Origin of the sequence: Mucilaginibacter sp. PPCGB 2223, from assembly GCF_001705515.1 — a bacterium.
Taxonomy (GTDB): Bacteria; Bacteroidota; Bacteroidia; order Sphingobacteriales; family Sphingobacteriaceae; genus Mucilaginibacter.
This window is the reverse complement of the sequence record NZ_MDJS01000004.1, coordinates 175,581-201,569: the sequence shown is the minus strand read 5'-3', so window position 1 is coordinate 201,569 and position 25,989 is coordinate 175,581. Positions and strand designations below refer to the sequence as shown.

Genomic DNA, 25,989 nt, shown 5'->3' with positions numbered 1-25,989 from the left:
GATGTGCAAATGTGCAGATTCTGGCAATGCTTTTTTCATTTGCGCATCTGCACATCCCCGCATCTGCACATCATTATTTGATCTCAAAAACAGCCCTGATCTGGAAGTTGAGCTTGATCTTTTTAAAATCGATATCGCTATCCGCTGCAGCCTGATCGGCAGCAACCAGCGTGTTGGCCTTAAATGCAAAGTTCCGCATGATCGGGCCAGGATTGTTATCTTCAACTTCGGTGATCTCAATTGCTCCGCCAACTTTTTCACCAATGCCCTCTAACAAATAAGCAGCCTTTTCTTTAGCTGCGATAAGCGCTTTCAGCTTAAGCTCTTTTTTTAGTTCGATGATTTTGCTGTAATCGTAGCTTTCGATATAAGTCGATTCGATACCTTTCGGGTCGACACTGCCCAATATCTGGTTAACCTTGTTCAGGTCGTGAAACTTGATGCGGTATTGCTTGCCCGCTAAAAAGTTGGGGTCTTTCTTTTTTTGATAGGTGGTATAACCACTGATGTTGTTGATGGTAAAATCTTCTTTGGGCAGGCCGGCCACTGCTACTGCTTTTTCCAACTGGTTTTCCAGTACATCGATGCTGACGCGGTTACGCCCGTCCATATATTCCTTCAGCGAAATGCTAAAGTAAATGATATCGGGAGTCACCTCGGCTTCGGCTGTGCCGGTAACTTCAATTTTTCTTCTCAGATCGACGGTTTGCGCATTGGCAGCAACTGTAAATAAAATAAGTGCTGCAAAAAATAACTTTTTCATAATGGTATCTTCTATTTGTGTATAGCCTTAAGATGCAGCCAAAGGTAGCAATCCATAAGCTATACTGTAACTAACCTGATACAAGTCGCAAAATGTGCAAATATGCAAATACGAGAATGTGCAAATGATCCTTTTTAAAACAACAACAAACAAAAAAGGGAACCTGTTTGCCAAGTTCCCTTTTTATAATTCATTTGCACATCTGCATATCCGCGCATTTACTTATACTGCACCCCTTCTTTCATCACAAAAGCCACGTTTGTCATCGCTTTAATATCCTGTAAAGGGTCGCCGCTTACGGCCACGATATCTGCCGACTTACCCTTGCTGATGCTTCCTGCAATATCGCTAATACCCAATAAATCGGCTGCGCTAACGGTTGCGGCTTTGATAGCTTCCATCGGCGGCATACCTGCTTCAACCATATATTGAAATTCGATAGCGTTTTTACCATGATCGTATACGCCGGCATCGGTGCCGAAAGCTATTTTAACACCCGCTTTGTATGCTTTGCTAAATGTACCCTGCATCTTCGAGCCTACTTCTACGGCCTTGCGGGCAATTACCGGCGGGAAGTAGCCCTTGATCTTTGCCGAATCGGAAACCGATTTACCGGCTATAAGCGTAGGTACATAATAAGTACCGTATTGCTTAGCCAGTTTAATGCACTCATCATCCATAAACGAGCCGTGTTCGATAGAGGTTACGCCGCCTAATATAGCCCGGCGGATACCTTCTGCACCGTGGGCGTGGCAGGCTACTTTCATGCCGTAATCTTTAGCGGTTTCAACAACGGCCTTAATTTCGTCGATGCTGAATTCGGCGCCCGAACCATTCTCGCTCAGATCGAGCACACCGCCTGTCGAGGCTATCTTGATCAGGTCTGAACCGCGTTTAAACTGCAGCCGAACTGCTTTGATCAGTTCGTCGCGGCCATCGGCAACGCCGTCATCGGGGCCCATTTTGTGTAATACGTCATCGCGGAAGCCGTCTGAACCATCCATGTGGCCGCCGCTTGCGGATATAGCCCGGCCGGCAGTAATAATACGCGGGCCAACAATTAAGCCTTTGGCCACTGCCTTGCGCATGCTGATGTTGATACCGCTGCCGCCCAGGTCGCGCACGGTGGTAAAACCGGCCATGAGTGTACGTTTTGCGTAGATGGTTGATTGGAACGCGATATCGGCATCGGTTTTGGTAAAGCCATCGATAATGCCATCTTTACCGCTGCCCTGGCTTTCGAGGTGTACGTGGCAATCTATCAAACCGGGCATCACGGTTTTATCGTGCAGGTCGATCACTTTATCGGCGCTGCCGCCGGTGATATAGCCTTTTTGTATATCGGCAATCACTTTGCCTTCAACCACAATGGTCATTTGTGGCAATGCATTATTAGAATTTCCGTCGATCAGTTTGCCGCATTGAATATAGGTCTTTTGAGCAAAGCCGTAGGATGTAAAGAACAGAGAAAACAGGAGTAATAATCGTTTCATAATAAGGTCAGGTTTTTAATGAGCCGAATGGCTTTACCTGCTAAGTTAAGCATTACCCATCATTAAGCAATGTGCCAAAAACAAAAAGAGGCTGCTCTTTTTGGAGCAAGCCCTTTGATATGATTATGTAAACCTTATTCCTCAACCACTTCACTATCGATGCTTTTCTCTTCGGCCGTTTCGTGTTTAAAATAGTGTTTCTGGTAAATTAATATCAGGATAACCCCAACCGAAATAGCCGAATCGGCCAGGTTGAATATCGGCCTGAAGAATATAAAATCCTCGCCGCCCCATACCGGGAACCATTTTGGGAAGTACCCCGAGATCAGCGGAAAGTAGAACATATCGACCACACGGCCGTGAAACAGGCGATCGTAGTGGTAAATTACGCCGTAAAAGGTCGAATCGATGATATTACCCATTGCACCGGCAAATATCAGCGCAACGTTCATAATCAGTCCGCGGTGTTTTTTGTGTTTAATCAAATAATACATGCCGTAACCAATACCACATACCGCGGCTATACGGAACAAGGTTAAAACCAGTTTACCCATATCTCCACCCAGCTCCAAACCCCAGGCCATACCGTTATTTTCGGTATAATGCAGCATACCGTACTTACCCATAAACCTGATTTCCTGGCCTATGTACATATGGCTTTTAACCCATATCTTGATAATTTGATCGGCAATAATAATTAAAGCAGCAGTTAAGAAAGGTTTTAAGTACGATCCTTTCATCCGGCTTATTGTTTCAGTTTAGCTTCCATACTTAAGGTAGTATGCGGTACAGCGCGCAGGCGCTCTTTCTGGATCAGCTTACCGGTTTCGCGGCAGATGCCATAAGTTTTGTTTTCGATACGTACCAGGGCAGCTTCTAACTGCTCGATGAATTTTTTCTGACGGGCGGCCAGTTGGTTGATCTGCTCTTTCTCTAAAGTGGCCGATCCGTCTTCCAATGTTTTGTAAGTACCGGCAGTGTCATCGGTACCGTTGCTGTTTGGGTTACTTAACGACGAAGCCAGGTTGTTAAGCTCGTCTTTGGCCATGCGCAATTTATTTAAAAGCAAATCCTTAAACTCTTGCAGTTCTGAGTCCGAATAGCGGGTCTTTTCGTTTTCTGTTTTCATTATACTTTCCTTATAACAATCAATATTTCATTTTCATCAATCTGCACTATATCCCCTTCATGTAATTGTGCGTCAAGCGTTAAGCTGTCTGCTAAAATTTCGGCGCAAATATATGATAAATTATTTTTTACGGCTTCGGCTACGTACGGATGTTCTTTAACGGTAACCCGGATCTTATCGGTTACTTCGAAGCCCTTGTCTTTGCGCAGATTTTGTATGCGGTTGATCAGCTCGCGCGCTATACCTTCCTGTTTTAATTCTTCGGTTATGTTAACATCCAAAGCCACGGTTAGTTTGCCTAAATTTGCAACCTGCCAGCCGGGTACGTCTTCGGCAATGATCTCAACGTCTGATACGAGTATTGAGTATGGCGTATTGCGTATTGCGATTTCGCCTTTTGCCTCTACTTCCGCAATTTCTTCGGCTGTAAAATTAGTAATCGCTTCGGCTACCATCTTCATATCCTTACCCACTTTCGCACCTAAAGCTTTAAAGTTAGGTTTGATCTTCTTTTTGATGAAACCTGCCGTATCGGTAATGTACTCAATATTTTTGATATTGGTTTCGGATAAGATCAGTTCTTTCACCAGCTCAACCTGCCGCTCAAAGTTTTTATCGAGCACCGGCAACAACACCCTGCTTAACGGGCGCCTTACCGGGATGCTCACTTTTTTACGCAGCGACAGCACCAGCGACGAAATATCCTGCGCCAGCTGCATACGCTCTTCCAAAGCCTTATCAACCAGCTTTTCGTTATACGCAGGGAAATCGGCCAGGTGAACGGATTCTACCTTTTCCTTTTTGGTCACATCGTTCAGATCGCTGAACAAGCGCTCGGAGAAGAACGGCGCCACCGGCGACATCAGTTTGGCGATGGTGGTTAAACAGGTATATAACGTTTGATAAGCCGAAAGCTTATCTTCCGAGTTATCCGAACGCCAGAAACGGCGGCGGCTCAGGCGCACGTACCAGTTACTCAAATGCGCATCCACAAAATTCTGGATGGCACGGGTAGCTTTGGTCGGCTCAAAGTCGGCATAAAAATCGTCGACCTCCTTGGTCAGCGTATTCAGTAACGAGATGATCCAGCGGTCAATTTCCGGGCGGTTCTCTATCGCTATCTCAGCTTCACTGTATTTAAACCCGTCGATATTCGCGTAAAGCACAAAGAACGAGTAAGTATTATAGAGCGTACCGAAGAATTTACGGCGAACTTCGTCAACACCTTCGATATTGAATTTCAGATTATCCCACGGTGATGCATTACTGATCATGTACCAACGCGCAGCATCGGCGCCGTAGGTCTCGATGGTGTCGAACGGGTCGACAGCGTTACCCAAACGCTTGCTCATTTTGTTGCCGTTTTTATCCAGCACCAAACCGTTGCTTACCACGTTTTTAAAGGCTACACCTTTGTTGCCAACGCGTTTGTTTACTGCTTTCACCTCGTCACTGGCTTCGCTTAGCATCACAGCTATAGCGTGCAGGGTAAAGAACCAGCCACGGGTTTGATCAACACCTTCGGCAATAAAATCGGCCGGGTAGGCGTTTTCGAATCCTTCTTTATTTTCGAACGGGAAATGCCATTGCGCATAGGGCATGGCGCCGCTATCAAACCAAACGTCGATCAAGTCTGGCTCGCGGAACATTTTTTTGCCGGTAGCCGATACCAGCACTACGTCGTCAACGTACGGACGATGCATATCCGGCAGGTTAAAGCCTTCGGGCAAAAAGCCCGCTTTGATGGCTTTCGCGATCTCTTCATTCAGCTGCGCTATCGAACCGATGCAGATCTCCTCGCCGGTTTCGCTGCGCCAGATAGGCAGCGGGGTACCCCAGTAGCGCGAGCGCGACAGGTTCCAGTCAACCAGATTTTCCAGCCAGTTACCAAAACGGCCGGTACCGGTGCTTTCAGGCTTCCAGTTGATGGTTTTGTTGAGCTCAACCAGTTTATCTTTTACCGCGGTGGTTTTGATGAACCAGCTATCCAGCGGATAGTATAATATTGGCTCATCGGTACGCCAGCTGTGCGGGTAGCTGTGCTCGTATTTTTTAACGTCGAACGCTTTGTTATCGGTCTTGAGTTTGATCGAGATCAATACATCGGTAGCTTTAAAGCCCGGTGCTTCGCGTTCTTCTTTGCTGTAATATTCTTCTTTTACATAAAAGCCGGCAAAATCGGTCACCTCGTCAACAAACTTACCTTGCTTGTTTACCAAAGGCACTTCTTTACCTGTTTCGTCCAGTACCATTACACTTGGCACGCCTTGCTCTTTACAAGCTCTAAAGTCGTCCGCACCAAAAACCGACGCGGTGTGTACGATGCCTGTACCATCTTCGGTGGTTACAAAATCGGCAGGTATCACGCGGAAAGCGTTTGCTTCCAAATCGGCATTGGTAACGTAAGGCATCAATTGGTGATAGCGTAGGCCTACCAGATCAGAGCCTTTAAAACGGGCTTTTACCGTCCATGGGATAATTTTATCGCCTTCTTTATAATCTTCAAAGCTGGCGTTTTCGGCCTCCGCTTTAAAGTATTTGCTTACCAAAGCATTAGCCAGAACCACGCTTACCGGTTTAAAGGTGTAAGGGTTAAAAGTGGCTATTTTCACATAGTCGATGTCCTCGCCAACGGCCAGGGCACAGTTTGAGGGCAAGGTCCATGGTGTGGTCGTCCAGGCCAGTATTACGGTATCTTCATTAGCCTGCTCAAATAAAACCGGCATCAGCGGGTGTTGCTGGTCGTTCTTTAAATGGAACTCGGCTACAATCGTGGTATCCTTCACCATTTTGTAGGTACCCGGCTGGTTCAGTTCGTGCGAGCTTAAGCCCGTACCCGATTTTGGCGAATACGGCTGCACGGTATAACCTTTGTACAACCAACCCTTTTTATATAGTTCGCCCAGTATCCACCAAAGCGACTCGATATATTCGTTTTTGTAGGTGATGTACGGATCGTTCAGATCGACCCAGTAACCCATCTTTTCGGTCAGGTCGTTCCAGATGTCGGTATAGCGCATTACTTCCTTGCGGCAGGCATCGTTATAATCCTCAACCGAAATGGTTTTGCCGATATCTTCCTTGGTAATACCCAGCGATTTTTCGACAGCCAGCTCAATAGGCAGGCCATGGGTATCCCAGCCGCCTTTACGTTTAACCTGGTAACCTTTCAGGGTTTTGTAGCGGCAAAAAATGTCTTTAATAGAGCGGGCCATCACGTGGTGAATGCCCGGCATACCGTTAGCGCTCGGCGGCCCTTCATAAAAGGTGTAGGGCTTGCTTTCCGGACGGCTGCTGATACTTTTTTCGAAGATGCTGTGCTCTTTCCAGAACGCTAAAACATCTTTTCCTATTTTCGACAGATCAAGTTGCTTATATTCCTTGTACATCAATACGTTTACCTCATTTTTAAAGAGGTGCAAAACTAAGGAATTTTAATGTAAAAAGGTAGTTTTTATAGTCAATTGTGCGTAGTGAACAGTGAGTTGATTTTGTTAGTATCAAGTCGCAAGTATCAGGTATTTTTTTATCTTGCTACTTGCTACTAAATACTTAATACCTTTCAACACACATGGGTATTTATGGGTGTTTTTACATGCTTTTTCACAAAAATCCTCTAAATTTAACCCCAGGGCACTTTTCGACTAATTTTATACCCATCAAGCACATGGGTATGGCATGGGTATTCATGGGTATACCCATCTCTTGGATTTAAAGTATAAATAAACCTCTTTTCTTTCTTCCCTAAGCTTACAATATACGCATAATTAACGCTAAATGCAAGTTTTATATTGTTTAGGGGCGTTCCCCCTATGGGTCGCGTCATCCGTTCATACTGCACAAGGCATTAGCCGCGGCCGGCTCCCGAGCCTGTCGCATAGCCGGTATCCCTGCCTGCCGGCAGACAGGCGCTCCTGCCGCTAACGCAACCTTTTCGGTGTAATCAACGGCTAATCGGTGTAATCCAATAATAAACTATCTTTGCCCCCATGAACCCCAAATACCGCAAGCCCGTTACCCTGTTCTTGGCCAGCTTTTTACTCATCGGTTTGGGTATGCTTAGCCATGTACAGCACTGGCCAGGCGATGATATCATCTTCGGCGCAGGTATGCTGGTGCAGATGTTTTCTATCCTGTGGCTGATCGTGGTGATTATTAAGCCGGAGAAGAAGTAAAGAGTATTCAATGAAAGTGATCAACTTATCTTATTTATATTATTTAACAGCTCCATTAGTCGGTGGTGCTGACGACGATGAAATGGTTAAACATTACTGGGATATTGATCATAATGACGAAAACACTATAAAAGAAGTGATCAAGTCGGTTGTTAAACCTTTTTTTGAGACCAACTACTCTCTATTATTCAGAGAAACAGTAAAGGAAACTTTAGCATATCATTTGTCAGCTAATAAAATCGATTTTGCAGGACTTTTTAATGGACAGCTACATCCTTTTGATCACCCTACCAACCCTAAATTATTTTACGTTTGGATTTGGGAAGTTTTGTTCGACGGTGAAAGTTATGGGATTCTAAATTTGGATGAGTATAGCGAGAAGGATGATCCAAATGAAATTATCCGATTGAACTTTTTTAAATAATGGTTAGCCTGATATGGTTTCCTTTTTGACGCGTTACCTGGTAGCCGTGTTTTGCCAGCATTTTGATCAGGTCCTGTGCGGATAAATTTCGCGGAGTCTTCATATCAGGTATATATCGTCTGGTGCAAGTTTTTGCTATGAAGATGAAATTTATTTTCAAATAATTACGAGGGTATATTGTAGTATACTTGACTAAACAGCCAGTACTTCTTCTTTAACCATATGCAAACGAATGATCTTTGGTAAGTGCTCATCGTCATAATGGCAATGCACTGCTTCCCGGATATTTTCTTTCAGTTCGTCCATAGTATCACCTTCAGTAAATATTGATTCACCCATTGCTTTAGCAGTGAAACCTCCTTCCAATGCTTCTTCAACCAAAAAGAATACTTCGTTCATATTCAAATTTACAATTTATTTAGTATCGTTCCAATTTTACAATAAGCATAGTGGATTATCAGTAATTCACCTAGTCATGCTGGATTGAATATCTGAGGAAAAACCATCGTAAAACCTTTGGCTATCAATAGATAAATACCGATATAAAGTAAAAGTCTTTCCGTCTTTCTCGTTTTCAATTGAAATGCGGTAAAAAATGAGATTTCCACTACCATGATCGGCAAACTCAACAAACCGTTCAGATAGAGGTAAAGTCTGTTCGAATCAAATGTAGCTACCCGAACCATTTGAAATATCACATCGGCTATTAATATAGTCAGTACACCAACCATTGTTAGTTCAGCTATATTTATAGTAGCATCTTTCTTTAAGGCAACCTTTTCGGAAAAAATAAGGATCGACAATACAAGTACAAATATTAAAACCCCACGAAGCATGATAGGGGTATAAGGTATATGTTCAGGTATATCAAAAGACGAATAATCAAATAACCAAAAGATTATAAGTTTCGAAAGCAGCAAAATGCAGCTATATTTCAGAATGATGGGGATAAATAATTTTATCTTCATAAATCAATAATTTGCACATCCGCACATTTACTCATCTGCACATCAAAAAATCCCCCTATTCGCTCCGCCATCAATCTGTATCGTAGTCCCGGTAATATAAGCCGCCTGTTCGGATACTAAAAAGGCTACCAGCGCGGCCAACTCTTCGGGCTTGCCAATACGGCGCAGCGGGATGCTCCGGCTTTTTTCTTTCAATGCCGCCTCGAAATCGTCGCCCTGTGGCATGGTTTCTTTAATGCGGCCGGTAAGGATGAGGCCGGGGGCAACGTTGTTCACGGTAATATTATCCGGGCCGAGTTCGTCGGCCAGCAGCTTGGTCATGCCTACCACACCCATGCGCATACTGGTGGAGAGCACCGAGTTAGCCATCACATATTTTACCGATGCGCTGATGATATTGACTATCCTGCCGCCGCCGGCAGTACGCATATGCGGCACCGCTAACCGGCTGGCGCGCACAAAGCTCATCAGGTTCTGGTCGAAAGCGGCCTGCCATTGTTCATCGCTAAAAGTCTCGAATTTATTAAACGGCGGCCCGCCGGCATTATTGACAAGGATATCCAGCCGGCCAAAAGTTTTAACCGTTTCGGCAACGATATGCTCCAGTTGTTCGGCCTTATTTACATCCACAGCAACGGCCAGCACCTTACCTTTAGCCGTTTTGCGTATTTCTTCAGCTGTCTTATCTAATTCGGTCTGGTTACGTGAGCCTATAACCACATCAGCGCCTTCGGCAGCTAAAGTGGTGGCGATGGCTTTACCTAAGCCTTTACTCGCAGCCAGCACAATGGCTACCTTACCTTGAATTTTCAGATCCATGGCGCAAGTTAGGTTTTATGGTTGAAATGTTGCAAGGATTTATAATTTGATGAGACGAAATCGACGGGTAAAGGATGATGCTCAAAATACCTTAGTCAAACAAATCGAAATCATATTGCTCAAACCCTTTGCGCTTTCGATAGTTGTTAGATTATTAATTGTTTATATGATGAAATCAATCTGGAAAGGGTCCATAGGGTTTGGGCTGGTCAATATACCTGTTAAATTGTATTCGGCAGTGCAGGATAGCTCGCTTGACCTGGATATGCTCGACGGGCGCGATCATGCACGTATCCATTTTCAGCGGGTTAACGAAAATACCCGTAAGGAAGTGCCTTATGATAAAATTGTACGTGCCTATAAACTTGATGATGAATATATCGTGTTGGATGAGCACGATTTTGAAGAAGCGGCTCCCGAAAAAAGCCGGGAGATTGCCATTGAGAGCTTTGTGGATATTGCCGAGGTTAACCCGATGTTTTACGAAACATCGTACTACGCCGAGCCCGACAGTAAAAACAATAAAGCCTATGCCTTGCTGTTAAAAGCGTTGCAGGAATCGAAAAAGGCAGGACTGGCGCGTTTTGTTTTACGCAGTACCGAAAGCCTTTGCATTGTTCACCCACTCGAGAAGGTAATAGTGGTAACCCGCATCCGTTTTGCGCAGGAGATACGCCCGGCCGACGAAATTAACGTACCGGCGAAACACGAAATAAGTAAAAAGGAGCTGGATATGGGTATGACGCTGATTGAACAGTATTCAGGCAAATTTGATGTATCGAAGTTTAAAGATGAGTATAGCGACGAATTATTGAATATTATCAAGCTTAAGGCGAAAGGTAAGCGTCCTACTATTAAAAAGTTGAAACCTAAAAAGGCATCGGGCGACGATCTGTATGATCAGCTGATGGCCAGCCTGCAAAATAAAAAAGGCGCCTAAACTTGCATCGTAAACAAACTTTAAAAAGCGCTAACGGTTGTTGTAAAGAGGGCAACAACCGTTTGAAGGTTGTTAAAAATATAATTTGTCAACCTAAGCAGGGTTGGTTATTTGAGTAATCCGTTAAAAACAAAAAATTATGTCAGCAGCAGCAAACGATAAAACATTAGAGCAATTAAAGCATTTGCTATCGATCACAACTGATAGCATCGAAGGGTACAAACAATCGGCCGACAGCTCACCCGGCCAGGAGTTTACCACACTGTTTACCGATTACCTCATTCAGCGCCGCGAGTATGCCGAAGAATTAAAATCGGCGATAATTTCGCTGGGCGGCGATGCCAGTACCGTATCGGGCGGCACATTCAGTGCTTTGGGCCGGTTATGGACGAACATTAAAACAACCATTAGCAGCGATGCCGAGCGTACGGCCCTGGAAGCCTGTATGGCCGACGAGAAAGCTGTCATAGCCGAATATGAAAAGGTGCTTGAAAATACGGAGCTCAGTGCGCAGTTAAGGGAGATACTGACCGGCCAGAAAGAAGGCATAGAGCGTGCACTCACACGCGGCGAGCAACTCGCAAGGGTTTATAATTAAAAAAGGGGTTTAAGCCCCTTTTTTAATTAATACGTCGTCGCATTCCTCTTCCCAACCCAAATAACACGCATACCAATGTGCGCATTTTTCGAGGATAGCCTGCTCATCAATATTCTTCGGGTCAACCATCTCGGCTATAAACATGATCTTTTCGGTGTGGCCCACCGTATTTTTGTAGGTATAATCAAAATGCCGGCGATAATTGGTCCGTATTTTATCGGCCTCACCTTTCGGCAGGATATCCGTATGAATTATATGCACGAGCGAACGTGTTGTGGTGTGATAAATAAACAGGCTTTCGGTTTCTGATGCCGGATCTTCGCATAAAAGATATTCGGGAATTTGCAATTTCATGGCTCAAAAATTTAATCAGTTTAACAAATTGTTTTAGTACTATTTCAGGGTGTACAACATATGGTATTCACTAATGTTTTTGAACCGAAACAAGCGGTATATCAGCTATTTATGTGATCTTTATCGGGATTTATAATGAAAGTTAAATTTCATTCTTCTTCAATAAATTATTACATTCGATGGTTAATAGGTATAAATTTCAGATTAAATTATTAACCTAAGGGTAATTGAAAAAATAATGTTAAATCTTGTTAAAATTGCGGGGTAAATACACAAAAAAACCCGGCTCATAGTCCGGGTTTTTTTGTAACGAGGGTTAGTTTATATAACAGTGGGCCTTCTGATAATACCTAAAATTAAAGATATAATAGCGATAACCAGCAACACATGTATAATGCCGGTTGCCGAGTACATAAATACGCCCAAAGCCCAGCCAATGATGAGGATAACGGCGATGATATACAATAGTGAGTTCATGGTAGATGGATTTAAGTAATATAATTTAGTTTAACACATTTCTCTTTTAGTATAATATTAATTAAAAGGAAATTGTTTTGATTGATAGAAAATAATGTAACTGGTTGGTATTGATATGTTAAATAACTATATTTATGCATTTATTAAACCTGCCGTTAAATGCAAGATGTAAAAAGCTGTAAAGGCAGTCGCAGTCTGACTGGCTTGGTAAGCAGAGGTTTTTTTTTAATTGTAATGTTTATTGCCTGTTTTAGCGGCCAATCTTTTTCTCAATTAAGGCAAATACACGTAGAGGCAACGGAGAACGATATTTCAAAAGTTAGTTTTTATTCCGCATCCGAGGGTTATGCAGGCTTCAGTAATTTTGTTGGCTTTACTGCAGATAGCGGACATACTTTTACTCAAAAACCTATCACGGTAACTAATGTAAACTTCAACGGTTACGGCGTCAATTTAACATTCGGCTTTGAAATAACCGGGGTAAAGGCTTTTAATAAAAACAACATTATTGTTTACGGCGATTACGGCCTTGTGCCCGCAATTTTATACTCAACCGACCAGGGGAATACATTTAAGCTTGTTTTTCACTCGCAATATGCCCAAATACCTTCGTCCACCATTAACGATATGGTTTTCCCCACAAACGGAGCAATAGGATACGCTGTTGACAATGACCGGATACTAAAAACCGTTGATGGCGGCCAGAGTTGGACCGTGAGTAAAACAAATGCAGGTTATCACTACGTACATTTACAAGGTTTAAGCGATAATGAGTTATATGTGTTTACACAAGCCAGTATTGGTGCGTTGTTCCACACTACGGATGCCGGCACTAATTGGAATATTGTGGTGGTTCCGAACAATATGAAATACGCGTATTTCCTTACCTCGACCAAAGGCTGGGTAAATACTACTGATGGATCGGTATACCTAACAACAAGCGGCGGCGCGCCATGGGTAAAGCAAAATGATCTCAATATATCGCCAATCGTAAGCGATAAAATGATCTTTACCAATGATAGTACCGGTTACGCGCTGGTTAACCCATACGAGGTGTATAAAACATCAAATTCGGGCAAAATATGGGAGCGTCTACATCGCAATAACAATTACACTTATCTGGGGTATTCGCTTAACGATATGCAATTTATGGGTAACCTGCTTTGGGCAGGCGGCGGCCATGGGTTTTTAGAGTTGAGTACGAATAGCGGTGGCGTCACGATTCCAAGAGCAATTTTTACTATAGATGCGAGTACTGTAACTACCAACGGTGTAGTAAAATTGAATAATTACAGCAAATCAGGATACAGTTACACGTGGCTTGTTAATAAAAAGCCCGTTAGCACAAGCTATAATGCCAGCTATACAGCTAATATTTTTGCACCCAACGATACCATACAACTCGTGGTAAACAATGGTACCTACGCCGATACTGCGACTACATACACCACATTTAGCCAGACTATTACGTTAAACAATTTTACACCGGTAACAGCGGCCAAGGGCGAAACGGTTACAGTAAACGGCAGTTTCTTTTTAAACATTAACAGCGTAAGCTTTGGTGGTGTGCCGGCGGCATCTTTTCATGTAAATAGTTCCGGTTCGCTAACTGCTGTTGTAGGTAATGGCGCTTCGGGCAGTATTGCAATAGCATCGGCGCAGAGTAGTGCCAGCATAAGCGGGTTTACTTATATACCGCCGCCCACTATTACATCTTTTACGCCCGCCGCTGCTGCTGCAGGTACTAGTGTAAGTATTTACGGTACCAATTTTGCGAGTATCAGCAGTATCACATTTGGCGGAACTGCAGCTACTTCCTTTAACATCGTATCGCCTACACAGGTAGATGCAGTAGTAGGAGTAGGCACCGCAGGGAATATTGTTATAACAGCCAGGGGTGGCACAGCCACGATAAGCGGGTTTAAAACTATCCCGTTAATTACAGGTACTTCGGTACCCAACGGGTCGTACGGTACTTCTATCACCATTAACGGAAAAGGGTTTACAGATGCTACGGCAGTATCTCTGGATGGGTTCCCGGTAAAATCGTTTACGGTAAACGGCTCAACAAGTATTACCGCGGTATTAGCCGAAGGCAAGACGGGGAATATTACGGTAACCAGCCCTGGCGGAAGTAATACCTATACCGGTTTTATTTATTACAACCCGCCCCAAATAAAATCCTTTACACCGGCCGCAGGGGCAATAGGCAGTATAGTGACAATTAAAGGAGCAAATTTCGATACGAATGCCTCAGGTAACATTGTATACTTTGGTTCGGAGCGGGCAACTGTAACCGCGGCCACCGATAGCACTTTAAGCGTAATAGTACCATTAGGCATCACCTATCAGCTTATCAGTGTCATCTCGCATAATAATGTCGGCTATGCAAGTAATCCCTTTATTGTAACCTTTAATGCAACCGGCTCGCTTAGCGCCAGTTCATTCAGTGCGCCATACAGTCTTACTGTTCCCAATGTAGTGAACAACGTAGTAATAGCTGACCTCAATAATGATAATCATCCCGAAGTTATTATTCCAAGCGATGGCTCGGCCGGCTCTATGGCATTTGTTTATACTAATAACAGTAATCCGGGTAATACAAACATGACTTACGGCTCAATGAAATACTCGAATAGTGCAGACGATGGCGCTGCCGATGCCGGTGTTGCCGATTGGGATATGGATGGTGTACCTGATTTGTTTTGCCCAGGAGTATATAATGGAAGAATAGGGTTAAACGTGGTAACTACTATGAACCTCACGTCCCCGTATTTTTTATATCATGTATCGGTTTTAAATAACAATGTAAGCAATGCCACATTTTATATCAATGGAAATCTGATACCACGTTACGTAGCTGTAAACGATATGGATGGTGACGGCAGGTTAGACCAGGTATACAGCCTTGCCAATACACAGTTTCCGAATGCCCAACTGGCAGATGTTGATGGCGACGGCAAACCTGATGTATTAGTTAGAAGCGGGAATAATTTGCTGCTGTACAGAAATATAAGCACCAAAGGCAATATAACTTATGCACCTGCAATAACGTTCGATGCGGGAGGTACGATCAATAGTATTATTATTGGCGATTTTGATAACGACAACAGGCTGGAGATAGCTTTGACAGTGACCGGATCTGGCGGCGGCGGGTCAATTATAATAGTGAAAGATGCAGGTACACCAGGCAATATCGTATTAACTAAAGTGCAAACCATCACTACGGCCGCTGTTCCGTCGAGCGGGTTTGCCGCTGATCTTGATGGTGATGGCAAAGTGGATATTACCGTAGTAAACGGAGTTAACATCTCCATCTTTAAAAACACAAGCAGCGGCTCTGTTTCTTTTGCTTCATCAATCGATTTTAATAACAGAAATGCCAATCTTATCGTACCCGGAGATATTGACGCCGATGGCAAAACCGATATTATTTGTTCAAACACAGGTGGCAGCTGTTATATTATCAGGAACCAAATAGCATCGGTTGGGATAACATCCTTTACTCCTGTAGCAGGCAGGGCCGGGAATACCATAACCTTAACCGGGGCCGGATTTACAAACGCTACATCGGTAAGTATTGATGGGGTTAATGTTAAATCGTTTACCGTAAATTCTGATAACAGTATTACTGCAGTTGTAAGTGCCGGCACAAGTGGTTTTATCAGCGTTGTTACCCCGGCAAACACACTGCGCTCGTTACTGCCGTTTACCTTTATACCGCCACCTGTTGTTACCAGCTTTGTACCTACAACAGCAACACAAGGTAGTACGATAAATATTTTAGGAACCAACTTTAATGATGCCTCGGCAGTTAGTTTTGGTGGTGTTAACGCTAGTTCGATAACAGTTGTATCGCCAACCCAGATAACGGCAGTAGTTGGCTCATCAGGCAATACCGGCAATGTTGTTGTAACGACACCCAGCGGATCGAGCTTGTTATCGGGGTTTATTTTTGTGCCGGTACCGACAATTACTGCGGGCGGTCCGCTCACATTTGCAGCGGGTAATAGTGTGCTGCTAACTGCTAACCCGGCTACCGGCAGCTATACTTACCAGTGGTATAAAAACGGAACCGCTATTTCGGGAGGTACTTCATCAACTTATACGGCAACCCAATCAGGATCATATACCGTTGGTATTAGTGCAAATACAGTTACGCAAACATCCACGGCAACAGTGGTTACTGTTGTACCAGGTCCAACAATTACATCATTTACACCCACATCGGCAGCAAAATCAACCACGGTGACTATAACCGGAACTAATTTTACGGGTGCCACGGCAGTTAGTTTTGGAGGAACTGCGGCAGCCTCGTTCACGGTAGTTTCGGCAACCAGCATAACAGCGGTTGTTGCTTCGGGAGCAGGCGGGAATGTATCAGTTACTACGCCAGGAGGCGTAGCAACATTGGCCGGGTTTAATTATGTTTTCACCCTCCCTGCCGGCAACTTCACGTTATCGGCTAACAGTGCTACCTGCCATGGTTCGTCCAATGGTACCATTTCGATCACAGCCGCCCAGAGCCTGAACTATACAGCCACCATAACCGGGGGCGGTGTAAACGCCACTTATCCGTTTACCACAAGTACAACGATCAACAACCTGCCTACAGGCACCTATAACGTTTGCTTTACGGTAGCCGGGCAAAGCAGCTACCAGCAATGTTTTACGGTAGTGATCACCGAACCTAAGGACCTGTCGGTATACGCAGCTGTTAACAATGCCATCCAGAGCGTTAACCTGACGCTGGATGGAGGTAATACTTACTTTGTTACCCTCAACGGTATAACCACCACGACTACGGCCAGCAACATTACCCTAACCCTGAACAAAGGAGTAAACGATATTACAGTAACAACCGATAAACCCTGCCAGGGAGTCTATCAGCGACGGATAGATCTTGGGGGAGATGTACGGGCTTACCCGAACCCGTTCAGTTCCACCTTGCATGTAAATACCGGCGGAGATAAAACAGCATCAGCAAGGATCGAATTGTACAATGCCGCAGGATTAAAAGTTTACAGTAAACAGTTTAATAACGTATCGGGCGAGGTGGAGATAGCACCGGGCAACCTCATGCCGGGCATCTATATGCTTAAATTAGCAACAGATCAGTTGGATAAAGTATTTAAAGTAGTAAAACAATGAGAAAGCGGATCATCATATTATTAACTGCAACATGCGTGTTTACCGGTTGCAGTAAAAAGAACGATACCAAGGATATCCCCGATCCGGTGGCAGCCATCCTTACTTTCCCGGCGCAAAACTCGGCCTGTACCACCGGTACCGTAATTTCGTCCACCCAGAGCACGATTGTTTTTACCTGGAACAGTGCCAGTAATGCGGATAGTTATGAGATCGACATCAAAAACCTGCTGACGGGGACCATCAGCACACAAACCATCACCACCAATCAATACACGGCAACATTATTGCGGGATACGCCCTATTCATGGTATATAGTTTCCAAATCAAGCTCATCGGCAGTGACGGCCAAAAGCGATGTATGGAAGTTTTACAATGCGGGAGTGGGTACGGTATCGCACCCGCCGTTCCCGGCTGATAACCTGTCGCCCACGTTCGGGCAAAGTGTAACCGGTAGTACAGTTAACCTGACCTGGACGGCCAGCGACCCGGATAACGATATAGCCGGTTATGATGTGTATTTTGGTACGAACAGTACACCTGCCATCTCGAAAAGCAATATCACCGCTCAATTTGTGAACGGCGTAACGGTAACCCCGGGCACTACGTATTACTGGAAAGTGATCACCAAAGATGCAGCCGGCAACACTTCCGACTCGGGTACCTTTCAGTTTAGCGCGAAGTAGGTTATTACAAATGCATCCACTTTTTTCTTACGGCAAGCATCTCAGCAGTCGGCGTGCCTTTATCTTCGATATGGTATTTTACACCGGGGTTTCTTAACAAAGTAACCGGTAATACCATTTTTTGCCCGTCCCGGATGACGCTGACGCTGATCTTATCGCCAACTTTTTTATTGGCCGCGATAAACTTATCTATTTCGGGAATAGCTGCGCCATCTATAGCGGTTATCTCGTCGTTCACATTAATACCATCGATCCAGCCGGCACCATCGCGCATTACGCCGGTAACCATTGATTTTCCGCCACCGGTAACAATGGTGACGCCCAAAGTCGGTATATTGTTGGCAGCATAATCGTCGACCAGTTTGTAACCGGCATAGCCTAAGTACCGGTCGTAATCAAGCGGTGCAAGCCCGGACACATATTTCTGATAAAAATCGTCGAGGTTAACACCTGTGTATTTCTCCAGCGTTGCTTTAAATTCCTCTTCGGTATAGCCCCGTTGTTTTACCTTGTAAAACTCGTCGTACATATATTTCATCACATCATCGAGGCATTGTGCGCCTTTGGAGTGCCTGATGATCTCGAGGTCGAGCAGCATAGCCACATTGGCGCCTTTGCCGTAGTACGAAGCATTGGTGTTCGGCGTGTTTTCCGTCGGGCGGTAGTATTTGATCCAGGCATCAAAGCTGGCATCGCTTAACGATTGGGTTTTGTTACCCTTCAGGTTCTCGGCACTGGTAATATTGGCGGCAACCACGCCCAGGTATTCATCGGGTTTGTACAAACCAGCCCTGCGCATAATTACATTTTGATAGTAGGTGGTAAAACCTTCGGCTATCCACAGGCTGCGGGTATAATTTTCGGTATCATAATCGAATGGTCCCAGGGCTATGGGGCGGAGGCGTTTTACGTTCCACAGGTGAAAATGCTCGTGTGCGGCAAGCGATAAAAAGTTATGGTAAGTGCCCTCGGTAGCATAGCCATCGCGCACGGCGCCTAAAACGGTCGAACTTAAATGCTCAAGCCCGCCGCCGCCTTTAACATAATTGTGTACAATGAAGACATAACGCTTGTTCGGGTTTTCGTGGTAGATGGCAGTTTCGGCTTCGACGATCTTAGCCAGGTCGATCTTCATCTGCTCCCGGTTGTAATTGCCGCCCCCGCACATGGCCACTTCGTATTTTACGCCTGCAGCATCAAAACCAAACACGTCCTGTGTGCCTACCTCGATAGGCGAATCGAACAGGATATCGTAATTAGGCGAATAAAGTGTGAAAGGGTCGTCACCCACATGGTCGAGGCTGGTGGATACAGTGGTCCAGCCTTTATATGGTTTGATATGTATGGTCGATGGAGCGTGCAGACTGTCAGCCGGGTACATAAACATGCCCGATGTTGAAAGGAAAGCATGCGAAGCATCGATGAAAGCAGTACGTACGGATATCTCGAAGGCGTAAACCTTATAAACGATCTTTATTGAACTGGCCTTGCCGTTGCTGATGCGCCAGGTGTTTTTGGTGATCTTGATAGCCGGGATTTCTTTGCCACCAGCGAAAGCTGCAAACCCTTCAACGCTTTTAGCGAACTCGCGCACCAGGTACGAGCCGGGCGTCCATACGGGCATTTTTACATCGGTAGTTGTATTTTTAATGCCGCTTATCGTCATCTCGATATTGGCATAATGCGCCTGCGCCTCGGGAAAAGTTACCGTATAATTAATGGCAGTTTTTGATGTAACAGCAGAGGCGGGGGCAGAAATAGTCATAAATAATAAGATTAGACAGCTGGATAAGCCGGAGAGTTTTTTCATGGCGTACAAAATACTAAATTATAATTTCTCAAAGTGAAAAACAGACGAAAAAGGCAGGAAAAAGCGTGTAATATGGTTGATACATACAACTATTATATCTGCAAACTAAATAGCTTTGTCTGTTATTTTTTGAATTTGGAATTGGACGAACCCATATCGCGCAAGCTGTTGCAACTGGCTAAAACCTACCTCAGTGCTTTTTCGAAAAAGATCGAGCACCTGGACCTGAACAGGTATCATTATATGCTCGTGCTTATTGCCGAGAACGAAGGGAGGCTAACCCAAAAACGCCTGGCCGAGATAACAGGTAAGGATAAATCGCACATGGTGAGCATTATCGATACGCTGATGGAAAAAGGGTATGTTTACCGTGAGGTTAACCCCGACGATCGTCGTCAGCAACTGATCAGGGTGACTGAAAAGGCACAAAATGAGTTACCTGCCATCCGCGAATCGTTCAGCGAAATGAACCATAAAGCAACCGAGGGCATCAGCGCCGAGAAATTGAAGATATTTAACGAAGTGCTCCAGAAAATGTCGGGAAACCTTCAACCATATATATCGCCCGAAGTTACCTTCCGACTAAAAAAAACCACAACCTTAAAGCGTAATAAACAACTATGAAGATAAAATATATTGTCTGGCCCCTTGTCATTTTATTGATTGCCTACCTGGTTTATAACAAGTTTTATGGCGAAAAAGCCAAAGAATTACAAGCGCAGACCGGCGGCGCCGGTGGTAAAAAAGGCGGTAAAAGAAGTGGAATTGTACCTGTTAACGTGATGATCGTTAAAGATACCGCTTTCAGCAGCGCTATCGACATTACCGGGAGCATATCGGCCAATGAGCAGGTCGACCTGCGCAGCGAAACTGCGGGCAATATTACGGGCATATTCTTTAACGAAGGCAGCCATGTTGAAAAGGGGCAGGTGTTGGTTAAGGTTTATGATAAGGACCTGGTTGCACAATTGAAGCAGGTGCAGGTGCAGATCAAGCTGGCCGAACAGACCGAATACCGTAACCGTGTGCTGTTAAGCAAGGAGGCAATAAGTAAAGAGGAATACGATACTTCGTTAACATCGCTCAACTCGTACCAGGCACAGGCCGACGCGGTGAAGGCACAGATAGATAAAACTGTTGTGCGCGCGCCATTTTCGGGTACCATAGGTTTGCGTAACATCAGCCCCGGGGGTTACCTGTCGCCGCAAGGCTCTATAGCCACCCTGGTTAATATCGATCCGGCAAAAATTACGTTCTCGGTGCCTGAGCGTTATCTACCGCTGGTGCATGCAGGCAGCAAAATTAATTTTACCATCGAAAGCTCGCGCAAACCGTTTACCGGTACAGTGTACGCCATCGAACCTAATATTGATGTTACTTCGCGCACTATTACCCTGCGCGCCAAAGCCGATAATAAAGAAGGCTTGTTAAAGGCAGGCGGCTTTGCCAAGATACACTTTGCGCTCGACCAGATACCCAAAACCATTATGGTACCCACCGAGGCTGTTATCCCTGATATTAAAGGCAGTAACGTGTTTTTAGTTAAAAACGGGCACGCTGTACAAAAAGCGGTTAAAACCGATACGCGTACCGAATCGAAGATACAGGTGGTTGATGGCCTGAAGGCCGGCGACAGCCTGATTGTAAGCGGTATCATCCAGATGCGCCCTAAAGTAGCTGTGAAAGTTATTAAAGTAATTAAGTAAAAACGTATGAGTTTATCCTCTGTCAGTATAAAGAGGCCGGTTCTGGCCACCGTTCTATCCATCGCCATTGTGGTGTTCGGTATCATCGGGTATACTTTTTTGGGTGTACGCGATTTCCCCTCGGTCGATCCGCCGATCATCACCGTAACCACCAGTTACTCGGGCGCCAACTCGGATGTAATCGAGTCGCAGATAACAGAGCCGCTCGAAAAAGCTATTAACGGTATCCCGGGTATCCGCAATATATCGTCGACCAGTTCGGTTGGCTCGAGCGCCATCACGGTTGAGTTTAACCTCGACGCCGACCTGGAAACCGCTGCCAACGACGTACGCGATAAAGTGGGCCAGGCACAACGCCAGTTGCCGCAGGATATCGACGCGCCGCCGGTTGTAACCAAGGCCGATGCCAACGCCGACCAGATCGTGACCCTGACGGTAAGCAGTAATACCCGTAATATTTTGCAGATTGACGATTATGCCGAAAACGTTTTGCAGCAGGCATTGCAAACCATACCCGGTGTAAGCGCTGTTAACGTGCAGGGGCAGCGCCAGTACGCCATGCGTTTATGGATCGACCCCAATAAGTTGACGGCCTACGGCTTGGCTGCCAGCGATATCAGCGCGGCCCTGGCCAAGGAGAACGTGGAACTGCCTGCGGGTAAAATTGAAGGTAATAATACCGAACTCACCATCCGCGCTTTGGGTAAGCTAACAACCGAGAAAGATTTTAATAACCTGATACTCCGTGCCGACAGTGCACATGTTATCCACTTCAGCGATATTGGTTATGCTGTTTTGGGCGCCGCAAACGAGGAGACAGGGCTGAAAGAATCGGGTATACCCGAAGTGGGCCTGGCAATTGTACCGCAGCCGGGTGCCAATTACGTGCAGATTGCCAAAGATTTTTACAAGCGTTTGGCTCAGGTACAAAAAGACCTGCCGCCCGACATCAAGGTAGAGGTGGCGCTGGATAATACCAGGTTCATCAACCAGTCTATCGACGAGGTGAAGGAAACCCTGCTGGTATCATTCGTGTTGGTGGTGATCATCATTTATCTCTTCTTCCGCGATTGGCTCATCGCTTTCAGGCCGCTGATCGATATACCGGTGTCGCTCATCGGGGCATTCTTTATCATGTATGCCTTTGGCTTCTCCATCAATATCTTAACCCTGCTGGGTATTGTACTGGCAACAGGGCTGGTGGTGGATGACGGCATCGTGGTGACGGAAAATATCTATAAAAAGGTTGAAGATGGCATGCCGGTGCGCCGTGCTGCTTTTGAAGGATCGGCCGAAATATTCTTCGCGGTGGTTTCCACATCGGTAACCCTGGCGGCTGTGTTTTTGCCGATCGTGTTTCTGCAAGGGTTTACGGGCAGGCTGTTCCGCGAGTTTGCGGTGGTGGTAGCGGGCGCCGTATTGATATCGGCTTTCGTATCATTGTCGCTTACGCCGATGCTGAACGTTAAGCTGATCCGCAAAAACCAAAAGAAATCAAAATTCTACGAACGTACCGAGCCTTTCTTCCAAAACATGACCAGTTCGTACCAGGAATCGCTCACCAAATTTATGAAGCACAAGTGGATCTCGGTATTGATCCTGGTGGGATCGCTGGTGATGACTTACTTTCTGTACAAAGGTATACCGGCCGAGCTGGCGCCGTTGGACGATCGTAGCTTGCTCCGCCTGTCGGTAACCGCTCCCGAAGGTTCATCGTACGAGTTTATGAGCCGGTATATGGATAAGGTTTCACAAACGGTTGAGGACTCTATCCCCGAAGCGAAAGTAAACATCAGTTACGTAGCGCCGGGCTTTAGCGGCGCGGGCGCTGTAAATACCGGCTTTGGCCGTGTGGGCCTGGTCGACCCGGATAAGCGTAAGCGCACACAGCAGCAGCTTGCCGATTACCTGACCAAACAACTGGCTAAGCTGCCAAATGCCCGGACAGCCGTTATCCAGGAACAAACCATCAGCGGTGGTGGCAGTGGTGCTAAAACGGCGCAGCCGGTACAATATGTCATACAAAACCAGGATTTTGAACAACTGCGCAAGGTATTACCCGAATTTTTATCGGAGGCTAACAAAAGCCCGGTACTGCAGAGCGTGGATGTTAACCTTAAATTTACCAAGCCTCAGCTGTCGGTAACTACCGACCGCGACCGTGCCCGCGATTTAGGCGTGGCCGTGAGCGATATTGCCCAAACGCTGCAATTATATTATAGTGCCGGCCGTTTGGATTACTTTTTAATAAACGGTAAACAGTACCAGGTTATAGCCCAGGTCGACCGCGCCAACCGCGATCAGCCCCTTGACCTGAAATCGGTATATGTGCGTAACTCTGCGGGTAAACTGATACAACTGGATAATGTGGTAAAGGTTACAGAAAACTCAACGCCGCCCTCTATCTATCACTTTAACCGTTATAAATCGGCAACCATATCGGCGGGTTTGGCGCCCGGCCATACCATTGGCGATGGCGTTGCCGAAATGCAGCGGATAGGCAAAGAGGTATTGAAAAATGCGTCGTTCAGTTCCGACCTGGCGGGCCCGTCGCGCGATTATGCCGAAAGTTCGGGCAATATTATGTACGCTTTCGCCTTCGCGTTATTGCTCATTTACCTGGTATTGGCCGCGCAGTTCGAAAGCTTTATCGATCCGTTTGTGGTAATGCTTACTGTGCCGCTGGCCATTGCAGGTGCGTTCTTGTCGTTATGGCTGTTTAATCAAACGTTGAACATCTTTAGCGAGATTGGTATGATCACCCTTGTGGGTTTGGTTACCAAGAATGGTATATTGATTGTTGAATTTGCCAACCAGCGCATGGAGCACGACGGTATACCAAAATTTGAAGCCGTAATTGAGGCAGCAACCTCGCGTTTGCGCCCGATATTGATGACCACCCTTGCCTGCGTGCTCGGCGCTGTGCCTATTGCCTTTGCCTTGGGCGCGGGCGCTAAAAGCCGTACATCGCTCGGTATAGTAATTATGGGTGGCTTGTTGTTTTCGCTCATCCTAACCTTGTACGTCATCCCGATGATGTATGCTATGCTTTCGCGGAGTGTAAAACACGATCCAGATGCCCCGCAGGCGGGTGATGTCGAATCTAAAAAGAAATCAAAACATAAGGAGAAAGCGGTTTCGCTGGATGAAAATTAATGATGATGATAAGATCTGTTAAATATCACTGGATATTAATTGCTGGCTTGCTGGCCGGTGTTAAGTCTGTTGCGCAGCAGGCTGCGCCCTTATTAACCATTAAGGATGCCGTTGAAATAGCTCTGAAAAACAACTATAACATTAAACTCACTAAAAATAACACAACCATCGCCGGTAACAATGTTACCCTGGGTAACGCAGGGATTTTGCCGCAGGTTTCGGGCGATTTTACATCGACGAATAGTATCCAGAATACCACCCAAACCAAGTCGGACGGTTCGCAGGCAATAATAAACGGTGCGCATAACAGCTCTATCAACTATGGCATAAACCTTAACTGGACCATTTTTGACGGCTTTGGCATGTTTGCCAATTACGACCAGTTAAAGCAATTGAACGAGCTGAGCCAGGTGAGCCAGCGCGATACCATCGAGAGCACCATCAGCGATGTGATCAACACCTATTACGACCTGGTGAACCAAAACCAGCTGATCATCGCCCAGAAAGGAGAGATCGAGATATCGCGCACGCAACTGCGCTATGCTAATGATAAGTTTGATGTAGGCCGGGCATCGCGGCTGGATGTATTGAACGCACAGGTAAACCTGAATACCGATACTGCTACCCTGCTTGGCGAAATACAGCAGTTCAGATCATTAAAAATACGGATGAACCAGTTGCTGGTGCGCCCCCTGCAAACCGATTTTGCGGTGAGCGATACAATTGTTATCGATGATAAACTAATTTTGGGCGATATCATCAACCAGGCGCAAACCGCTAACCCGAAAATACTGGCATCGCAGATAAACCGCCGCCTGGCCGAAACCAACCTCAGGCAGGTGCAGGCCCAGCGTTATCCGCAGGTTGGGGTTAACGGCGGCTATGGGTTTACCAATAGTAAAAGCCCCGCGGGTTTTGCCCGGCAGCAGGATAGCAGGGGCCTTAACTATGGGCTTACAGCCACTATCAATATTTTTAACGGGCTGAACCAATCGCGCAAGGAACGTAACGCCAAAATACAGATAGATAATGCAAACATCAACCTGGCGCAAACCAGGCAGGCTATCGAGGCGCAGATCAATAATTTTTACATCACCTACCTTTCGGGGCTCGACCTGGTGAAGCTTAACCAGGCCAATATGGCGGTAGCTAAGCGCAATCTTGATATTTCGCTCGAGAAATATAAACTGGGCAATATTACGCCATTGGAAATACGCGAGGCGCAAAAAAATTATCTCGACGCACAATCAAGATATTTCGCGGCTCAATATCAGGCCAAAAGTGCCGAGATTACCCTGAAAGAGATAACAAATAATATTAATATTCAGTAAATTTTGCTGAAT

Annotated in this window: 22 protein-coding genes; 10 read left to right on the top strand and 12 right to left on the bottom strand. The window is 45.6% G+C overall.

Annotated elements, in window-relative coordinates:
• Positions 1-73: 73 nt before the first annotated feature.
• The 5 genes from BEL04_RS19170 to ileS form a co-directional block, all read right to left on the bottom strand.
• Positions 74-763, bottom strand: coding sequence for an SIMPL domain-containing protein (locus BEL04_RS19170; protein ID WP_066006501.1), 690 nt, complete (start codon positions 761-763; stop codon positions 74-76).
• A 218-nt stretch (positions 764-981) separates the two neighbouring features.
• Positions 982-2,256 carry an amidohydrolase family protein gene (locus BEL04_RS19165; protein WP_066006495.1) on the bottom strand — a complete coding sequence of 425 codons (1,275 nt, stop codon included), beginning with the start codon at positions 2,254-2,256 and terminating at the stop codon, positions 982-984.
• Positions 2,257-2,390: 134 nt separating this feature from the next.
• Positions 2,391-2,996, bottom strand: coding sequence for a lipoprotein signal peptidase (locus tag BEL04_RS19160; RefSeq protein ID WP_066006494.1), 606 nt, complete (start codon positions 2,994-2,996; stop codon positions 2,391-2,393).
• 5 nt (positions 2,997-3,001) lie between these two features.
• Positions 3,002-3,385, bottom strand: a complete 384-nt coding sequence (locus tag BEL04_RS19155) for a TraR/DksA C4-type zinc finger protein (protein WP_066006493.1) — start codon at positions 3,383-3,385, stop codon at positions 3,002-3,004.
• The gene (gene ileS / locus BEL04_RS19150; RefSeq protein WP_066006491.1) at positions 3,385-6,774 is read right to left on the bottom strand and encodes an isoleucine--tRNA ligase; all 3,390 of its coding nucleotides are present in this window, start codon (positions 6,772-6,774) and stop codon (positions 3,385-3,387) included. The genes BEL04_RS19155 and ileS overlap by 1 nt, the downstream gene beginning before the upstream one ends.
• A gap of 600 nt (positions 6,775-7,374) precedes the next feature.
• On the opposite strand from ileS, the gene BEL04_RS19145 reads away from it, so the two are divergent.
• Positions 7,375-7,560 (top strand): hypothetical protein, encoded by a 186-nt coding sequence (locus BEL04_RS19145; RefSeq protein ID WP_066006489.1) that lies wholly within the window; start codon positions 7,375-7,377, stop codon positions 7,558-7,560.
• 10 nt (positions 7,561-7,570) lie between these two features.
• Positions 7,571-7,984 (top strand): hypothetical protein, encoded by a 414-nt coding sequence (locus BEL04_RS19140; protein WP_066006487.1) that lies wholly within the window; start codon positions 7,571-7,573, stop codon positions 7,982-7,984.
• Here BEL04_RS19140 and BEL04_RS24085 read toward each other — a convergent pair.
• The 4 genes from BEL04_RS24085 to BEL04_RS19125 form a co-directional block, all read right to left on the bottom strand.
• Positions 7,977-8,087, bottom strand: a complete 111-nt coding sequence (locus BEL04_RS24085) for a type II toxin-antitoxin system HicA family toxin (RefSeq protein WP_175404116.1) — start codon at positions 8,085-8,087, stop codon at positions 7,977-7,979. The genes BEL04_RS19140 and BEL04_RS24085 overlap by 8 nt on opposite strands.
• Before the next feature lie 89 nt (positions 8,088-8,176).
• Positions 8,177-8,383, bottom strand: coding sequence for a 2-oxoisovalerate dehydrogenase (locus tag BEL04_RS19135; RefSeq protein ID WP_066006485.1), 207 nt, complete (start codon positions 8,381-8,383; stop codon positions 8,177-8,179).
• A gap of 74 nt (positions 8,384-8,457) precedes the next feature.
• A complete protein-coding gene (locus BEL04_RS19130) occupies positions 8,458-8,952 on the bottom strand; it encodes a hypothetical protein (RefSeq protein ID WP_066006484.1) in 495 nt (164 codons plus the stop codon).
• A 42-nt stretch (positions 8,953-8,994) separates the two neighbouring features.
• Positions 8,995-9,771 carry an SDR family oxidoreductase gene (locus BEL04_RS19125; RefSeq protein ID WP_066006483.1) on the bottom strand — a complete coding sequence of 259 codons (777 nt, stop codon included), beginning with the start codon at positions 9,769-9,771 and terminating at the stop codon, positions 8,995-8,997.
• A gap of 169 nt (positions 9,772-9,940) precedes the next feature.
• Here BEL04_RS19125 and BEL04_RS19120 point away from each other — a divergent pair, with 169 nt between their 5' ends.
• Complete coding sequence (locus BEL04_RS19120) at positions 9,941-10,711, top strand: Ku protein (protein WP_066007283.1); 771 nt, start codon at positions 9,941-9,943, stop codon at positions 10,709-10,711.
• A 139-nt stretch (positions 10,712-10,850) separates the two neighbouring features.
• A complete protein-coding gene (locus BEL04_RS19115; RefSeq protein ID WP_066006482.1) occupies positions 10,851-11,309 on the top strand; it encodes a PA2169 family four-helix-bundle protein in 459 nt (152 codons plus the stop codon).
• Between the two features lie 9 nt (positions 11,310-11,318).
• Here BEL04_RS19115 and BEL04_RS19110 read toward each other — a convergent pair whose 3' ends face one another.
• Positions 11,319-11,663 (bottom strand): hypothetical protein, encoded by a 345-nt coding sequence (locus BEL04_RS19110; RefSeq protein ID WP_066006480.1) that lies wholly within the window; start codon positions 11,661-11,663, stop codon positions 11,319-11,321.
• A gap of 321 nt (positions 11,664-11,984) precedes the next feature.
• Positions 11,985-12,140: a lmo0937 family membrane protein gene (locus tag BEL04_RS24080; protein WP_139113115.1), complete on the bottom strand. Its 156-nt coding sequence runs from the start codon at positions 12,138-12,140 to the stop codon at positions 11,985-11,987.
• Positions 12,141-12,374: 234 nt separating this feature from the next.
• Between BEL04_RS24080 and BEL04_RS19105 the strand changes: the two genes are divergently transcribed.
• Complete coding sequence (locus tag BEL04_RS19105; RefSeq protein WP_175404115.1) at positions 12,375-17,291, top strand: IPT/TIG domain-containing protein; 4,917 nt, start codon at positions 12,375-12,377, stop codon at positions 17,289-17,291.
• Complete coding sequence (locus tag BEL04_RS19100; RefSeq protein WP_066006472.1) at positions 17,288-17,974, top strand: fibronectin type III domain-containing protein; 687 nt, start codon at positions 17,288-17,290, stop codon at positions 17,972-17,974. Before BEL04_RS19105 ends, BEL04_RS19100 begins: the two co-directional genes overlap by 4 nt.
• A gap of 4 nt (positions 17,975-17,978) precedes the next feature.
• Here the strand turns inward: BEL04_RS19100 and BEL04_RS19095 are convergent, their stop codons facing one another.
• Positions 17,979-19,739, bottom strand: coding sequence for a M61 family metallopeptidase (locus BEL04_RS19095; protein WP_254659605.1), 1,761 nt, complete (start codon positions 19,737-19,739; stop codon positions 17,979-17,981).
• Positions 19,740-19,919: 180 nt separating this feature from the next.
• Between BEL04_RS19095 and BEL04_RS19090 the strand changes: the two genes are divergently transcribed.
• The 4 genes from BEL04_RS19090 to BEL04_RS19075 are packed head-to-tail and all read left to right on the top strand — an operon-like array spanning position 19,920 to position 25,977.
• Entirely contained in the window at positions 19,920-20,408 is a 489-nt protein-coding gene (locus BEL04_RS19090) for a MarR family winged helix-turn-helix transcriptional regulator (RefSeq protein ID WP_066006469.1), read from the top strand.
• Positions 20,405-21,490: an efflux RND transporter periplasmic adaptor subunit gene (locus BEL04_RS19085; RefSeq protein ID WP_066006464.1), complete on the top strand. Its 1,086-nt coding sequence runs from the start codon at positions 20,405-20,407 to the stop codon at positions 21,488-21,490. The genes BEL04_RS19090 and BEL04_RS19085 overlap by 4 nt, the downstream gene beginning before the upstream one ends.
• Before the next feature lie 6 nt (positions 21,491-21,496).
• Complete coding sequence (locus tag BEL04_RS19080; protein ID WP_066006463.1) at positions 21,497-24,646, top strand: efflux RND transporter permease subunit; 3,150 nt, start codon at positions 21,497-21,499, stop codon at positions 24,644-24,646.
• The gene (locus BEL04_RS19075; protein ID WP_254659604.1) at positions 24,646-25,977 is read left to right on the top strand and encodes a TolC family protein; all 1,332 of its coding nucleotides are present in this window, start codon (positions 24,646-24,648) and stop codon (positions 25,975-25,977) included. The genes BEL04_RS19080 and BEL04_RS19075 overlap by 1 nt, the downstream gene beginning before the upstream one ends.
• Positions 25,978-25,989: the final 12 nt, after the last annotated feature.